The sequence below is a fragment of the Sphingobacterium sp. JUb20 genome (assembly GCF_004342035.1).
Taxonomy (GTDB): domain Bacteria; phylum Bacteroidota; class Bacteroidia; order Sphingobacteriales; family Sphingobacteriaceae; genus Sphingobacterium; species Sphingobacterium anhuiense.
This window is the reverse complement of record NZ_SLYV01000003.1, coordinates 200,510-217,211: the sequence shown is the minus strand read 5'-3', so window position 1 is coordinate 217,211 and position 16,702 is coordinate 200,510. Positions and strand designations below refer to the sequence as shown.

The window sequence follows — 16,702 nt, the reverse complement described above, 5'->3', positions numbered from 1 at the left end:
GATGGGAGGAGAAAAAAGATTATTGTGATTACAAAAGTGGAAGCATCCCTACTTCCACTTTTGTGGTTTTAGAAAGCTGTAATCAGGCCAAAAGTAACATTGCGCCCCGGATTATAGACACCCAATGAGAGGTCATGATGATCTAATCTGCCGGGTCTCAGACGGCTCAATGCATCGTAATATTTTTTATCAAGCAAATTATTTCCAGCAACATACGTTTGTATATTTAATCCCCTGATCTTAAATGTCGTTCCTAACGAGGCATTTAACAAAGTATATCCCGATACACTGGTTTCAAATTCACGGTCTACGCGTCGCTGCGCAAAAAAGTTATCAATGCCGACTTTTAAATAACTGGCCGACAGTCCTTTTATTTCCGGGCTATATTTCAGGCTATTTTTGAACTGTCCTGCTGGAATAAAAGGTAAAGGTCTATCCAGGGTCTTATTTTTAGCATACGTGTATGAGAAAATATTGTTAAAAGTAAGATAACGGAATAAGGTTATATTAAAATCTCCTTCAAATCCATTCAGCTGTGCATCAACCTGACCGTACCGGTAAATTGCCATCCCATCGGCTGTTTCATCACCAGGCCGTGATGAGATGTAGATATAATCTTTGATCAGGTTAGAATAAAGACTGATACTTCCATTAAATATACCCCGATCGTAGTCTAAACTGATATCCGCCTGATAACTTTTTTCGGGCTTCAGAGCCGTATTACCGATTTCATACCGGAACGTTCCTTCATGGACACCATTTGAACTAAGTTCTGCCGGGTTGGGAGATCGAAAAGCATTCCCTAAATTGGCTTTTAGATTAATATACGGACTCACCTGATGCGTTAGACCCGTGGCAAAGCTAACGTTCGAAAAATGATTTTTATACTTTTCAAACGTTTCGCCATCTTTGACATATCCATCACCATCATTGACACGATAATCATAGCGCACACCAGCATTAACAGTCGTGTTATCCCAGGTCTTTTTAAGATATCCAAAAGCCCCCGCACCAAAACTCTGGTAATCGGGAAGCAAAAACTCAGCCCCTTTATTGGAATTTTTAGCATGTTCGGCACTGATCCCAAAAGCTGGCTGCCATCCCTGAAATTCATTGACAGTATACTTCGCATCAAGGGTTAATGTATGCAGATCCAAAAAGAGATTGGGAACAGGATTATCATGTTCTCGACGCTGGTTGTTCTGATAACCAAGATCAAATTTTAATGATCCCTGATCTAAAATAAGCTGATTATTCCAGGAAAGCTTTGTATGTCGGATATCCTGCTTCGGAAACTCCAGGCTTCTATTTTTAAAATCTCGATCCGTAAAACGATTCCCTGCGGCATCGATATAATTACCCTGGCTATCAAAAGCAGGTTCATAAAATCCAATATTATTGCGAAAAAAAGATGCGTTTACATGGGAATAACCCCAAGATTTATTAAGCCCAAACATGGCGCTGAAATTCGTTTCATTAAAACCTGAGTTTGGAAAATAACCTGTAGGGGTCTTAAATGAATAAGCATTTTTATAAGTTCCTCTTCCTCTCCAGACAAATCCATTTTGATTACCTGTCAACATAGCAGAACTGGCACTTAATCCGCCGTTGGTCGAATAATTGGATAATACCTCGCCTTTAACTTCCCCACTTTGCGGAACAAGGGGCTCCAAAAAATTGATCACTCCTCCTAGTGCATCGGATCCATACATCAAAGATGCTGCACCCCGCAATACTTCGACACGATCTGCACCATATTGATCGATCTCGATCCCGTGCTCATCGCCCCACTGATTTCCCTGCTGCTTGACCCCATTGCTGATCGTCACAACCCGGTTGGATGATAGCCCCCGGATTACAGGTTTCGCGATAGATGATCCAGTCGTAATCGCCGCTACCCCCGGCACTAGCCTCGCCAAACCTTCTATTGCATTCGTCGCTGGCTCCAATAATTGCTGTTTGCCCACAACAGCGATTGAAGTGCTATTTTTTTTACTGCTTGAGCTGATCGCCGCACTCGTTACAATCACTTCATCTAGCGTTAAATTGCTTGGACTTAATGGAATTGAAAGTACATCATGACTACCCAAATCAATTTTCAAACTTCGCGTCTGGTAACCTACACCGCTAAATTCCACCAAATGTTGCCCCTTATATTTCGGGGGGATGATAAACCCACCGTTCTGATCCGAAACGAGCTCCAGCTTAAGGTCCGGTACTTTAATAGTAATCCCTGCGATCGGCGCCCCCTTTTTGTCATCCAAAATGCGCCCGGTATGCTTGCTGTCCGTCTGCCCGTAACTATTAAACGTAGCAATAACAGACAAAGCAAAAAATAAAAATTTCTTCATCATATATATTCATTACTTCATCATTATTAGCAATGACAAAGCATTTTAAAATCGTAAAAAACCAGAAAATGAAATGGTGCTACCGCACCATAGTAATATAATTGATGAAGATTGGGGGACCGCGAGGGAAGGTCGGAACTACAGACTGGGAAATTTCGTAAAGATCGATTGGAAATTTCCATAAAACACCCCACAGTGTAAAAAATGGATTTAGGTTATGATAAACAGGCCCTTCGGAAAACTCAAAAAGATAATCAGAACTAAAAGTCCGAATTTCATTCTCACTATGGTGATCATTCCCCTTCTTTGTAATCGGATAAGGATGCTTATGCTGTATAACTTCACCCGATTTTAGAACATGGATATGTAGAAAAAATATACTACAGACAATCCAATAGAGATACAAAAAAACGATAAGATTCGTTTTTAAACTTCTAGATTGGATTTGTTTATGTATCAGCACAAGGCAAATATACTAAAAAGCGTAATAGCAACAAAGTTGCTATTACGCTTTTTAGTATATTTCTTTTTATCTGTACAGCTTTTCACGCAACACTTGACTGCCATAAATTGCTTTGAATGGAATTTTGCAGAACCTCAATTGTTCCATTTCCAATTTTGAGTCTAATAAATAAGATTGGATAAATTGTGATTTCAAGAGCAAGCCCCGCCGGTAATGCCGTCAGCAATCACACTTACTTTTTAATACTCAACCAATCGATCGCATCTTGCAGCTCCCGGAGTTCATAGCCCTTAGCTTCGCCCGGACTGATGTAACTAAAGGCATCCGTAAATTTTTCTACCGCTTTCTGATCAGTTACGATAGCCATCTTCTTCCAATCTGTAAAGTGCTTCACTCCTGCTATCAGATCCTGCACCCAGGCACCTGCAGTAAAGTTCTGCACATCGGTATCCAATACCAAAAGATAGTAGATCTCTTTATATTGATTGGCCAGGGATTCCAGTCCGGGCAATAAAACATCTTTTAAATCATCTTTAGTGACCTCTCCATTTGCACGAACGCCAAACACATGGTCAGGCAGATTTTGAATAACTGTAAGCATATTATGAACGTTATGTATACAAAAGGTACAAACAAGGCCCTATTTAGTTCATATCCACTTCTTTGAAACGATACTTTATAAAATTAACACAGGTCATCACTGCAGTATTTTTTCGATTTATATGTTGCTTATGAGCTTTTTCATCCTTATTATAAAAACTATCATCACAATTTTCTTAACTGAGTAAAATGTTTATTTTTGTGCAAATTTTTTACATGAAAAAGCTATTTTACCTATTTTCCCTTATCATTCAATTCAGTTTTATCCAACAAATCTATGCGCAACAGTATTTTAGTGAAAATTATGGCCTGGTAACCCTCAGTACCCCGACCTTTTTCAGCCAAACAATATCACCGATTGTCAAAGATGGTCAACAGTATTATCACGTAATAGAAAGGTACAAGAAAGATAATATCCTAAAATTGGAAGGAACGATACGTCACCAAAACTTGCCCTACGCATTTATCGGTACAATAAAAACCTATTACCCTTCAGGGCAATTGGAGTCGGTAAAGCGGTACGATCATAAATCAAGAATAATCGACAAGGCCTACCAGTATTACCCTTCAGGGCAACTGGAATCTATAAAGCAGTATGATCATAAATCAAGAATGATTGACACCGCCTACCAATATTATCCTTCAGGAAGGACCCAAATGATTCGATATTTCCCACAAACAGAGACAGACTCGACAGTTAAGTATATTGCATACTTTGATTCATTAGGAAATAAAACACTGGATCAAGGAACAGGATTTATTGAATTTGGAACTCCAGATGAAAATTTTGAAAGCGGAAAGATGATCGAACACCTACAAGAAGGAGAATGGACAGGTAAAAGAAAACTTTTAGATAACAAGATCGGAACTTTTAAAGAACTTTACAGCAAAGGAAAATTTATTGAAGGCACTTTGACCAAAGAAAATGGCGAACTTTATCATTATGACAGTACCAATCGTGATGTTCAGCCTACTTATCCAGGTGGAGTAGAAAAATTCATGAAACTTGTTACCAAGAACTATTCCTATTCGAAAGAAGCACTGAAAAATAAAGTTGCGGGTATTGTCGAAATCTCTTTTGTGGTGGATAAAAATGGTGATCTGACAGATTTCAATATTATACAGGATTTAGGATACGGTACAGGCGAAGAGGCAATCAGAGTAATAAAAAAATCAAAAAGATGGACACCTGGGTTACAAGGAGGTGCACCCGTCCGAGTAGGTTTCTCCTTGCCGCTCAGACTCTCAGCAAGTAAATAGCCACGCTCTCAAAATCAATACGATATCATAAAAAGCGCCCTTAAAAAGGCGCTTTTATTTTATCAAACAAGGTTAATATAACAATCACAATACATGAGATTTAGGAGTGCAGGATAGAATAATATGCATTGTTGCTAAAACTCCATTCTTTCCCCATCATTATTAAATTTTTACTCTCTCAGTCATTTCGATTTTTTGTCTTTTCAATAAGAGGTTTTACTATAGGATAATCTTGATTGAAAAAGGCTCTAGGTAGTGGAACCTATATGCCCTTAATATCACTCCTTAAATCAGACAAAAACTTGTCAGGCTTAAGGAGTGATAAAGAAAAAATATAGAAGCTGTTATAATTTTTCTAATGTAAAATCATCACCGTAAACAGTTCCGGTACCAGCCTTATAAAAGTATAAAGTTGCCGTTGTTTGTGTTGCTCCCGTTGTAAAAGTAACGGAATTATTGCTGTATGCAGTGGTATTAAAGGCCGCATCGACAGCAGCGCCGCCATAACCTTTAACCCCAAGTAACACCTGTTGTCCAGCCGCGGCAACTTTACCATATCCAGAAAACCGATAGGTCGTATTAGGTTGCAGTCCCGTTAAATACTGTTCAACAGCATTTGCTCCCCCCGTCAATTGAATACATTTTAATCCGGTACGCATATTGGAACTAACAATCGCCGCATTGCCACCCCAAGAAGTCCAAGGCGAAAGTGTACCCGTTTCAAACCCACCATTGTAAAAGATAGGCAGATTATAAACACGTACATAATCCACTTGCATATTAAACGGTAAATCTGCGTTCGTAATAGCACCAGGCCAACCCGCTCCACCAGCTTGATTTAAAATTAAATAAAAAGGAACATCAAATGGCCATTGTTGCCAGGTAGCTCCAGTGGCCTTCGTATACGTATACTGAAGAGTATTATTAACAAAAAATTTGAGCGCATTCGGGCTCCACTCGAGACCATAAATATTATAGTCTGCGGCATTATAGCTCGTAGAATGTGTCGCACTGGTACCTCCCCCAGAACCTGTTACGGTAGCATTATGCACCGATTGATGCACGACCATCTCATTATTGACATGCTCCATAATATCGATTTCACCGCATCCCGGCCATCCAGCATAAGCCGTTGCAGGTTCTGGCATCATCCATATCGCTGGCCACGAACCCCTTCCCTGAGTAAATTTTGCCCTGACCTCTACTTTACCAAACGTCATACTGAATTTACTCTGTGATTTAACACCGCCGCTATGATAAGGAACCGGATCTGTTGGAATCACAGCATTGTCCATGCGCAGCACGAGATTATTACCATCTTGCGAAACATAGTCAGGTGTATGCGTCATATACTTGTTCCAGGCTACAGTACCGCGTTCGGCATAGCTCCATTTACTATCGTCAAAGCCACCTACCGTATTGAATTCATCTGACCAAATTAATTCATAATCGGATAAACTTTGTACGGAAGCGGTAATCGCAACCGCTTTTGTTTTTGACAGATTTAACAATTGATCAGTTGATTGGTTTACATGTTCTTTGCTGCAGGACACATGCATACTGCAAACAGCTAGCAAAGAACCAGCTACCATAAAATTTAGGGTTTTTCTGTTCATAATGATTATTTAAAAATTTAAAAAGTGCTCACTATAAATTGTAACTAGAAAATCCTCTTTGATCACATTCTTTTCGGTCTTATCTAATCTTACCCACGTTAGTTACAAGGTTATTGGTCTTGTTTATGTAATACATAATATTTCTAAGATACAATAAATTTTAGGATAACAACTAATTTTTCAATAAAAATTAGACAGTATGGCGATCTTGTTCTTTCCTTAAAAAGAGGATAGAATTCTATGGCTAAATTAAATGCTGTAAGTTATAGCACTTCTGAGATGATGATTGATATTAAAACGATTCAACAGATGGCTAATTTTAAAAGACTGACTGCATGTGAATTCCCGATTTCCAAAGTGTTGCTCACGTTCGAGTACACTACTTCATTCCGATCCGACAAGCAGCAAGTAAATAGATTCATAACCCGAAACAATACAAAAAAAGCGCTCTAAATGAGCGCTTTTTTTATTACTTCCAATCTTCAACTTTATATTTACCTTTGAATACCGCCGTATTGACACGATAAAGATCTCCTCTCCCCTCATCATTGACAATTAAATATTTACCATCCAAAGACAACCTAAATTCATAATAATAGCTCGGTATTCTACCGATCAGGTTTCCCTTGGCATCCATCTGTGAGATAAACATCTGTGAATCTTTGTAACTCCAACCGTACAATAATTCTTTCGATTTATCAATAATAGATGATGTAAAAGGTAAAGAAGATGCGATCGTCTGTTTCGTATTATAATCAATTAAATTATTGTTATCATCAAAAACCCAATTTTTATAATGCAATACCGTAAGCCTACCTGGAAAATTCGAAACCTTTTTTGAACTCGCGTTCCACTCGACGTATTCACTATTATAGGAGGTATTAAAAAAGAAATCAACACCGTTAGGCAATAAATCTGCACTCTGTGTATCATATTGATGTAATTCGGTTGGTATACCGATCTTATTATTATTCTTGGTATCAATTGTTCTATATCCATTACCTGAGATACCATTCCCCAAAGTAACCATAAATCCTAGCCCATTTTTGTTAAACACAAGCGATGTTGGTATCGTATATGGCAACTGGGGATGATCATTTATCGGATCAACAGGAATAGTTACCGCGTCAGATAGCGCACCGGTCTGCATGTTAATCTTCCGTAATTTATCATCATCTGAAAGCAAATAATAACTCTTATTATATCCATTAAACACTATTTGGTTCGCCACAGCAGCAACGTTTAATTTCTTTTCTACCAAAAAATCCTCAATGTCGATGATCCCGATTTTCTTTTGCTTATCATCACTAAAATACAGCTTACCTGGCTCCGTTTGAGTTAAATACTTATAATTCTCCCTGTTCTCATTAAAATCAATTTTTTTATCATAGAACTTCACATTAAAATCCAAGGTATCCAATCCACCTTTGTTTTTTACCATTATTTTAAATGCCATTGGCACAAGCAAATTAACACATCCGGTAGAGAAATTGATTTTTTTACCTTCCACTAGCTCATATCGAATTTCTGAAAGACAGCGGTCCCCCAGTTTACTAATCGAAGGAAATCCCTCAAACTGATCAATCATATCGAGCTCAATGGATAGCCTTTCATTGACATTAGCATATGCCGTTACAATCTGATTCTTTCTATACTGCAACACCGGAATGATCCTCCTGCTCTCACCATGCTTAAATACAATTTCTCCGTTACGATTTTGGATGCCATCATGCTGTAGAACAGTGACATCAATTTTAACCATAAATTTGGAAATCGCAGTCGTATCCACCTTTACCCATTCTGGCTTTTCTATAACAAAGCCAGAATTTCTTCTGACTTCAAAAGCAAATTTTTTTCTGTTTTTGCTAGCAAACAAGCTATCCTGTGGTACATCCAATATAAACCGGTCGTATTTTAAGATGATATTATCATTGATGGTATCACGTTTGGTGAAATCAATCTTATAGTCTTGCGTAATAAACCCTTTTTTACTTATTCTTGCCTGTACAGGTCCTTTTGGCAAACCTTTTACATAAGGATTATCTCGCGTCAAGGTATACGTTTTATTACCGTCAGTTACTGAAAAAGTTACAGAATCGAGAATATTCGTGGTAAATTCATCATAAAATGAAAGTTTAAGTAGGGTTTTAGCATGATGTTCAGGCTCTGTCACCGATTCCTTTTTACAGCTGAAAAACAAAGCAACTGCAATTAGTAAAATTATCCTTTTCATATATACACTATTCATGGTGCGATCAACAATGATTATTTGCCTATTTTTTCAATTACAACCTTATTCTTCTGATCATTAAAAGAATACTGATCACTATTCTTTTTCGTAGTACTGACAGCTATTAAACCTTGATTAGTATTAAATATGCGGTAAGGATAAGCCTTTGTTTTTATACTTTTCATGTAACTGTAATCACTCGTTTGGTATAATTCAATAGATTTAGCGGTGGTAGCAGCATAAACTTGAGCGCCATTATTTTCAAAACAAAAATCTGTAAATAAAAGATTTCCGCGAGGAAGACTCTTATCATAAGTTAAGTCAATATTATAAATTGCACCCTGACTTCCAGTAATATATTTTGTACCATTCGGAAAGAATGCAAACACAGAGGCATCAAGAGGATGATCGCCATGATACCTGTCCGAAAAATTAGTCTCTATTTTACCCTTCGCATCAAATCGGTAAAAACGCTGATCAGTAGGTCCTATATTTAATGTAATTTCTAATAAAGAAGTATTCGTACCCGGAATTTTTCTGAATCGGGTGCGGTCAAAATCACCAGTCTCTTCAATTAATCGTCTATCTGACCGCTGATATACCTTCAATGGGCGGTTTATCCATGCCGAAGTGGAAACATATAAAATATTTTTATTAGAAACTACACAAGTAGATTCTAAGCCAACTGTAATCTGCGTTATCTTTTCTAAAGTATAGGCATCATAAACAAAGATCCATCCATCATTACGCGGTACATACAGTTCTTTCTTCCCTTGGTATGATTCAATATCAGCAAAACCGATTGTACTATTTGTTTCGACCTGTTTAACTACCTTACTCGTTTTAAGATCATACAGACTTATTCTTCCCGTTTTTTCAAAGAAGTAAAGTAACTGATCGACCTCACTATGGATCACATCAAATGGGCTGATATTTAAAATCTCAATACCTGGTCTTTTATAGGAAATAACATTACTGGATATAATAGTACCATTCTTCATCTGACCTACAATCTGATAACTCACTTCTGGACTATAGGGTACCTCAATATCTTCAATCTGAGTAGTGCTATTATCCATAATCTTTTGTATCTCATGAAAGGAATCAGTATCATAATCTTTTCGCAAGATGGTGTAGTTATAGAATAAATTATTAGTCAGTTTTGACCATGATAACTTAATAGATTCGCCATCAGCTACCGGAGCATTCAATTCGATTTTATTTTCGATCTCTTTAGGCGGGTTAGGGTTATCATTACTTTTACTACAGGCAGTAATCAGCAGCACAGCTGTGATCATCAGGATTATAAAATGTTTCATATGTTAATAATAGCGCTGCAATATACAATATTTACCTAATTGCAGGAAAATATAATTTTGCTATCATTTAATTTATTATTTTCGCCTTCGAAAAGTATTAACTGCCATTTATGAACAAAATCTTTTTATTGCTTTGTTTTGTACTGCTCTCGATTTTACCTGGATGTAAAAAAGATAAGCAGGTTATTGATGAAACCCCACCAGTACCAAGTGTTAGAGCGATTGAAATCCTAGAACCAACCTATCCTACTGAAGGTGGAATAAATTTAGGACTAAAAGTGAATAGTGTTCCAGAAGAAGTGTATAATTTTGGTATCATGATTTTTAAAGATTCCACACTCCGGGAAATTATTACAAGTAAAAACATTGAATCTCCACTTCAGGTAAAATCTTATCATATCAATATAAAATCGGGACTAAAATTAGACTCCGTATATTATTACAGTTATTATTTGAACAATAAAGTCAACACGAATAAAGACGATATTCTAAAATTTACATTTGGAAAAGAATTAAAACTTAAAATAGATTCCATATCTTCTAATTCACGGTTTGTTGGCGACACCTTGCGGTTATATGGAGATTTTGAAGGTTTTCAACTGAAAGAGGCAGGGATTGGAAACGTAAAATTACAAGCATACAAATATTCAGACAAAGTTATTTATATGCTTTTGTCTGATAAAACACCTATCGGAGAACAAAGTATCTACTTGCATAGCACTTATCAAAAAACAATATTTAAGGATAAATTTAGTTTGCATACTGCATCTATTACCGATTTCCCAAAAGAAGTACAAATACTGGAAGAAGTAAGCATCAAGGGAAGCAACTTTTCAGCGTATCCAAAAGGAAACAAACTTTTCATCAACGATGAAGAGGTCAGCATCACATCTTCAACTCCAAACCTGCTGAAATTTACCATCCCGAATACTATCAAAAGCGCTACGCTCCATCTTAAATTGCAATCCAATAACCAGACCATTGTGACGAAAGATCTGGTTCCGATGCGGATTAAAAAACCGACGCTAGTAAAACTTCCGTCGGAGATCTCCATTAATGATTTGTTTTCCCTATCATTAAAAGATTTACCAAAAACAGCTCTTAAGCTTGTGTTCGATGGACATGAAGCTTCACTTTTCTCTCGGTCTGACGATGAACGCGATCATATCTCGGATTTATACTGGGAAATCGGTATTGCTAACTACCTCAACAAAACTGCACAATTGGAGCTGCAGTATTTGGATGAAAAGATTAAATTTTCTCCAATGGTGAAAATTAATGCCCCTTGGTTTGTTGCCAGTAATGAAATACCATTTGATGTCGCTGACCTGACCAATCCCGCTGTTGTGGTCAATAATACCGCATATATCCTGGCAGGAAGTAATACTTCCAAAAGCGGTCTTAGTTTTTGGAAATTCAATAAAATATCTAGTAATTTTAGCGAAATGCAAGTTCCATTCACCTGTGAGTACCCCGTTGTAACCGCGTCGAAAGATAAAATATATCTGTATACCGGGGGTAATACAGATAATTTTTATGAATTGGACCCTGTTAACAATACCTATAAGCATTTAGAAGATTACAGCGGAAAAACACGTCTTAATGGAACCATGAATGCCGTTAACGGTAAGATTTATATGGTTACGGGACACAATTATGCACCTGACTATCCTTATGGCCGAAGTGAAGGCGACGGGACAATGTATGCTTATGACGTAGCCAACAATAAATGGAACAGAAGTGTTGACTTTCCTGAAATCGAAGCCGCCAATGTATACGGACGCATGCGAACATCTTCTTTCGTAATTAAAAATAAATTATTTGTTGTTGGAGGATCCCTGCATACGGGTCAGACCCAAACCTATGCATTTGATACCAGTACCAATCAATGGACGACAACAGCAGATGTGCCTCCAATGACGAATCGAAGCTCGATCGGTATAGGTGATAACGGATATCTACTTTATCCTCCTTTTTATAGATATAAATCGGCGACCAATAAATGGGAAGAAATCCCACATATACTACCACGTGGTTATGACACTTCTCATTCTATTGCGTTTGTACTTGATGACCAGTTTTACTATCGTCTCAACAGTTTTAACAAACTCCTCAGAATATCTGTTAATGAGCTTACAAAATAATTATTGCCTGTTTTAAAGACTAATTTAATAAACATACGATACTAAATAAATTATTTCCATAAGAGATAAGCCTTCAATTTCAGATATGCAATACGTTGTCTGAGATTGATTTAAAATGCTAAAAAAAATGCTTTCCCTAATTGGAAAGCATTTTTTTGTTGACAAAACCTGTAAGGCTTTGCCCCCTATCATCACCAAAGCTTTATCCTTCTGAATATAAGACTAACCATTTAGCATTTTTACTGCTAAAATATGTTTACACAGTCCGCGTTTTCCTTGGTGATTGGTAAACCAGTCGCAGGTACATTGCTGTTTGTCTCCAGCAATAATCACGGTATGTTTTACACCCGAACCTTCAACTCGGGCTTCGATGTAGCTTGGCGTATTTTTGACAAATTGAACACCATCTGTTGTCACTAATTTCTGTGCATTCTTCAATCTAGGATTTAGAGCCAGGATACGCTCTGTCTTGAAGGGCAATCTGCGGTAATAGTGCTGATGATCGTGCAGATCATACCCGAGTAAACCTATTGAGGAAAGGGAACCTGTCAAGGTATCCATGGATGCAAAATCCACATCGTGTTCTATCGCTAATAAAGTCGGATCAAAAAGCGCATTGGACTTAAGCAGGCTGTTCACCGCATGGACCCATTCTTGAGGCACCGCCTTGACCATATTTTCCAATACATTTCCTTCTCCTGAAAAACCGCGGTAGTTATCGGGCGATAATGCCAACGAAAGCCTGATCTTACCAAAATCGGCAACAAAGGCACAACTCTCGCCTCCGTCTTCCTGATAGACGATCAACTTTTCGGCATAAGGCAAGATTCCTTCCAATAAACGCAAGCGCTGTACACCGCCTACCCGTACTGATCCCGCTGTTGCAATAGGTGAAAACACAAACCTGGGCCCTCTCTGGCTCAGGAATAACTCACCTTTCACATTCCCTTTTGGAATGCCCTGAAACAGTTGGATAATCTGTATTTTGGACAAACTGTATTTTTCTTGCATACCGGCAAGATAAAGCTGTACAGAGGTCAATCCTTTGATCCATCGGGGTGGTAAAGTGACTTTCTTTTCCACTACTTTGGTTTTATCGGTACTGATGGAAACCTCTTTACTTCCGACACCTAGCACCATTTTTTCCGTTTTTTTAACGGCATTTAAGGCATTGAGCATAGGCTCATTAAAGTCTACATTGGTCGTACCACTGCTGATAAACTCGCCATCAATGGCATCTTCAAGCAGGTCAACCCGTGCATAGACACCATTGCAGGAAGAGAATCCTTCAAAGCGGATCTGATCTGTACCGGCAGATACAATAGGATCCCGTAGGCTCGGGGGTACCGGTCCAAAACTGGACTGCACCACTTTGGCCAATGTTAATAAGCATTTTGAAGTTAATAGCGGATCGGTAATACTGCCCCAGAAAAAACACGGAACAGCACTTACTTCACTTAATTCGGACTGGTGGGCAAGCACCAATTGCTGCATACCTGATTGCTGTACAAGTGTTGAATTATTGCTGTAGCTGAACGCTAAATCTGTAATTGCCATGTCTTATTTGCTTAATTTTTTTAATATCGGTTGTAATGATTTAAAAACCATTAATTTCTCAAATACCTGCTTCATTTCAATGGAAATTTCCTGATTTTCCTTATGTACCAGATCATAATATAGTTCGATCAGTTTCTTGAAATTAGTCGGCATTTTTTCAGCTATAGTGTAATCTAGGAGCATCTGATTGATCACCTGTATCAAAGCATTATTATGTTTGGAAGAGATATCCCGACACTGCCCCAAAACCTCCTCTAATCTTCCTAATGGACCATAAGTATGACTCATCAGGATGCCCAGAAAATATCCCAGATCCTGAACCGGTAATCGATGCCTATCAATGGCCGTGAGGAGCACTTCTGTAGCCATGGCGCGTACTTCTTTTTCTTTGTTAAAACATGAAGTCGCTAAAAATAGCACCGACTGCCGATCAAAGTTAAAGAAATCATACATCATTTCCTGCAAATAACCGATCGGTGTCTTTCCACCATGATCACATTTAGCCGCTAACCCCAAGGTCAGAAACAAAGAAAGACTTTCGGTATTCTGAGGCATCACACTATGCATGTAAGAGATATCATCTTTATACAGATAATAACTATGCAAACTGTCCTTGCCCCGTTGATAAATATCCTTATGGTAGATAAAGGTGTGCGGTTCTTGTTTGAAGTTTGGAAAGTGGAAACTTAATTTTTCACCATCATACACCATTTCTGATTTTTTAGTCTGGTAATTATATCCCTGATAATAAGAAGGTGTAAACGTAAGCTCCGGTTGGAAAGGCGCTACGGCAAAGGGTATGTCTTTCAAATTTTCATCTTCAAATTCCGGAAAAACAGCCTCTGGATAATGCGTCCGGGCTACAGTTGCCCAAACACCCAGCCAGCTTACATGCGCATTATCGGATGAAGATAAAAGCTTTTTGACCCATGATTTTTTTTCAATTTTCAGTTCGTCATCAAATCCTAACGCATACTTCAGAACCGCCTTAACCTGACTGTCGTTCACCTGATCAATCAGCGTTAAAACACCCTCCAGATCTTCCCGAACGGTACGGCTCAGAGCGATCGACAAATCCAGTAAATCCAGGTCTACACCTTTAGTTTGATAATCCAATATACGCTGTACCAATGTATGAGGAGCAATCCAGAAAGGTGCATGTGTCGGTAAACTCAATAAAGGCAATTGAATTTCTTTTGCGATATGACGTTGCAACTGTGTTAACTGATCTCCGATTATACTCGCCCATTTGGAATAGTTTGAGTATCGATCCGTATTCTGATAGATCTTATTCGGCTGGAAGTACATATTTAAAAATACCCCCGAAAAGTGATGAAACCATTGCGATTCCCGGTAAACTTTCTGAAGCTGATTGATATAGGGCTCCAGTTGTTCCTTATAATCCGCCGGAAAATTCGCTCTTTGCAAGACCCAGGCATTCATCAATATTTCCATCTGAACGGCATCTGTACTACCGATGACCTCTCCTATCTTAAACAAAATATCATTCCAACTCGCAGGATAAGTAATAGGTTGCTGGAGTTTTTTTTCGTTCACTGGATCAAAAACATATTCCTCTCCGGTACTGATCAATAATTCACTTAAGATTTCCTGTTCAGTATAGCTGGATGCCGCCATTAAATTTTTTAAATCTGTAGGAATACTTCCCAGCATTTGCGCACTGTAAAGCGTAAGTTTTTCTGTAAGTGCTTCTATCGGATCTTTCTGATGTTTTAATATAAATTTCGCTGCTCGATCCTGTAATTGCAGATCCTGGACCATAAAGATATCGGCCGCCTGAAGAATAAATTGTTCTTTTACTTCGGGACGGTTTTTAAGCAATTTATCAAATTGTACCAGCAGCGTTTTAAGTGCCGATTTAATATCATTGCGCATAAAAAGACCCTCAGACCAGGTTAGAAATTCTTCCAGTCTAAAGTCAGCATGTGCAAAATAAGGTTTTAAAGTATCGACGACGAAATTGACCACCGCACTATTTTCAGCGTGTAGCAACGGAAAAAATAACTCCTGGTGCTCCAGCAGCATTTTCTCATCCACGCCTATGCGATCGATCAATTTTCTAAAATAACTCTTCAGGTTAATGTTCCAATTTTTGGTTTGAACCTCCAAAGCACTTGTTAAAATAAACGCTTTATCAATTTTATTATCGGCCAGCAATTGATCAAATATTTTATCCCAAGTCAGTTCATTGACCTGATTTTCATACCTATAATTAGAGTAAACCGTATGGATTGGTGTTTCATAATCAAAAACAAGTGGAATATCGCGCTGTATGGTCAATTCATCCGTTGTAAAGAAGCTCAGTAAAGCAGCTGATGGATTATGGAGTCTTGACATTGAATTTGCGTAAACCTCCGGCTCAAATTCCAGAAACCCCTTACTTTCCGCATACCTTAAAGTATCATAATCAACAGATTGCCACGTATTTTTACGCACGTATTGAAGCAAATATGGTGTCAGCCAATTGGGTTTGGCATACGTTAGAATCTGGTCAACTTCCGGGCTTCTCACTTGATTGATTAATTCGATAAATACATCCCAGCTAGCGGCATCCGAACCGCTAAAGGTCGCTAAAGCCAATAATTTGACCATTCGTTGCTGCCCCTTTGTCCCGCGTATACCCCAATCATACTGCGCTTTCGACTTAAACAAAGGATCTTTGGAGAGATCCACATAATCGACCCAATAGCGTTTGGCAGCACGAATCTCCTTTTTAATCACCTCTAGATTCCCACTTGCATATTCTTCCAGATAAGGAATAATATCAGATACACTGCCTTTACTGATGATCTCTTTAATACGCTTCACCGCTTCTTCTTTACGCTGTGCGGAGGCGTTAGGTTTCCGCACAGTTCCCTCTTTTGTAACTTGTAGCGCTACTTCTACTGTGCCGTCCTCCGAATATCCTTTCTTAGTTTTCTCATTAATAAGCTTCTCCGCATCCTTGAGACACGCTTCTTCACTATCAAATGTTTTATCTTTAGATTGCCCAGCAGTACCATTTCTACCATAAGTCACTGTATGTGTTGCACCGTTTGTTTGTATTTCCCAGAATTTATCAGATGTACCGTCAATGAATTTTAGATGCTTAAACATAATTGCCTTTACGAATTGTTAAACCTTTATTGTCAAAACTAAATA

The 16,702-nt window shown here is 38.2% G+C and carries 10 protein-coding genes; 3 read left to right on the top strand and 7 right to left on the bottom strand.

What is annotated here, in order from left to right:
* Positions 1-68 precede the first annotated feature (68 nt).
* Together EDF66_RS06840 and EDF66_RS06835 are read right to left on the bottom strand one after the other, a co-directional pair.
* Positions 69-2,354 carry a TonB-dependent receptor gene (locus EDF66_RS06840; RefSeq protein ID WP_243656004.1) on the bottom strand — a complete coding sequence of 762 codons (2,286 nt, stop codon included), beginning with the start codon at positions 2,352-2,354 and terminating at the stop codon, positions 69-71.
* A gap of 692 nt (positions 2,355-3,046) precedes the next feature.
* On the bottom strand, positions 3,047-3,415 hold the full coding sequence (locus tag EDF66_RS06835; protein WP_132841535.1) for an STAS/SEC14 domain-containing protein: 369 nt from the start codon (positions 3,413-3,415) through the stop codon (positions 3,047-3,049).
* Positions 3,416-3,630: 215 nt separating this feature from the next.
* Between EDF66_RS06835 and EDF66_RS06830 the strand changes: the two genes are divergently transcribed.
* Complete coding sequence (locus EDF66_RS06830; RefSeq protein WP_165902396.1) at positions 3,631-4,674, top strand: energy transducer TonB; 1,044 nt, start codon at positions 3,631-3,633, stop codon at positions 4,672-4,674.
* Between the two features lie 344 nt (positions 4,675-5,018).
* Here EDF66_RS06830 and EDF66_RS06825 read toward each other — a convergent pair whose 3' ends face one another.
* Positions 5,019-6,290 (bottom strand): family 16 glycosylhydrolase, encoded by a 1,272-nt coding sequence (locus tag EDF66_RS06825; protein ID WP_132841532.1) that lies wholly within the window; start codon positions 6,288-6,290, stop codon positions 5,019-5,021.
* A 240-nt stretch (positions 6,291-6,530) separates the two neighbouring features.
* Here EDF66_RS06825 and EDF66_RS06820 point away from each other — a divergent pair, with 240 nt between their 5' ends.
* On the top strand, positions 6,531-6,743 hold the full coding sequence (locus tag EDF66_RS06820; protein WP_132841531.1) for a hypothetical protein: 213 nt from the start codon (positions 6,531-6,533) through the stop codon (positions 6,741-6,743).
* A gap of 16 nt (positions 6,744-6,759) precedes the next feature.
* Here EDF66_RS06820 and EDF66_RS06815 read toward each other — a convergent pair whose 3' ends face one another.
* Together EDF66_RS06815 and EDF66_RS06810 are read right to left on the bottom strand one after the other, a co-directional pair.
* On the bottom strand, positions 6,760-8,523 hold the full coding sequence (locus EDF66_RS06815) for a BACON domain-containing protein (RefSeq protein WP_132841529.1): 1,764 nt from the start codon (positions 8,521-8,523) through the stop codon (positions 6,760-6,762).
* Between the two features lie 32 nt (positions 8,524-8,555).
* Positions 8,556-9,839, bottom strand: a complete 1,284-nt coding sequence (locus EDF66_RS06810; protein WP_132841527.1) for a YncE family protein — start codon at positions 9,837-9,839, stop codon at positions 8,556-8,558.
* A 110-nt stretch (positions 9,840-9,949) separates the two neighbouring features.
* Here EDF66_RS06810 and EDF66_RS06805 point away from each other — a divergent pair, with 110 nt between their 5' ends.
* Positions 9,950-11,983, top strand: coding sequence for a kelch repeat-containing protein (locus tag EDF66_RS06805; RefSeq protein WP_132841526.1), 2,034 nt, complete (start codon positions 9,950-9,952; stop codon positions 11,981-11,983).
* A gap of 222 nt (positions 11,984-12,205) precedes the next feature.
* Here the strand turns inward: EDF66_RS06805 and EDF66_RS06800 are convergent, their stop codons facing one another.
* Together EDF66_RS06800 and EDF66_RS06795 are read right to left on the bottom strand one after the other, a co-directional pair.
* Positions 12,206-13,540 carry an SWIM zinc finger family protein gene (locus EDF66_RS06800; protein ID WP_207898503.1) on the bottom strand — a complete coding sequence of 445 codons (1,335 nt, stop codon included), beginning with the start codon at positions 13,538-13,540 and terminating at the stop codon, positions 12,206-12,208.
* A gap of 3 nt (positions 13,541-13,543) precedes the next feature.
* Complete coding sequence (locus tag EDF66_RS06795) at positions 13,544-16,657, bottom strand: DUF6493 family protein (protein ID WP_132841524.1); 3,114 nt, start codon at positions 16,655-16,657, stop codon at positions 13,544-13,546.
* Positions 16,658-16,702: the final 45 nt, after the last annotated feature.

Coding starts and splice junctions, on each gene's coding strand:
- EDF66_RS06800 (WP_207898503.1), bottom strand. CDS start 13,540: ATGGCAATTACAGATTTAGCGTTCAGCTACAGCAATAATTCAACACTT.
- EDF66_RS06830 (WP_165902396.1), top strand. CDS start 3,631: ATGAAAAAGCTATTTTACCTATTTTCCCTTATCATTCAATTCAGTTTT.
- EDF66_RS06840 (WP_243656004.1), bottom strand. CDS start 2,354: ATGATGAAGAAATTTTTATTTTTTGCTTTGTCTGTTATTGCTACGTTT.
- EDF66_RS06835 (WP_132841535.1), bottom strand. CDS start 3,415: ATGCTTACAGTTATTCAAAATCTGCCTGACCATGTGTTTGGCGTTCGT.
- EDF66_RS06825 (WP_132841532.1), bottom strand. CDS start 6,290: ATGAACAGAAAAACCCTAAATTTTATGGTAGCTGGTTCTTTGCTAGCT.
- EDF66_RS06815 (WP_132841529.1), bottom strand. CDS start 8,523: ATGAAAAGGATAATTTTACTAATTGCAGTTGCTTTGTTTTTCAGCTGT.
- EDF66_RS06810 (WP_132841527.1), bottom strand. CDS start 9,839: ATGAAACATTTTATAATCCTGATGATCACAGCTGTGCTGCTGATTACT.
- EDF66_RS06820 (WP_132841531.1), top strand. CDS start 6,531: ATGGCTAAATTAAATGCTGTAAGTTATAGCACTTCTGAGATGATGATT.
- EDF66_RS06805 (WP_132841526.1), top strand. CDS start 9,950: ATGAACAAAATCTTTTTATTGCTTTGTTTTGTACTGCTCTCGATTTTA.
- EDF66_RS06795 (WP_132841524.1), bottom strand. CDS start 16,657: ATGTTTAAGCATCTAAAATTCATTGACGGTACATCTGATAAATTCTGG.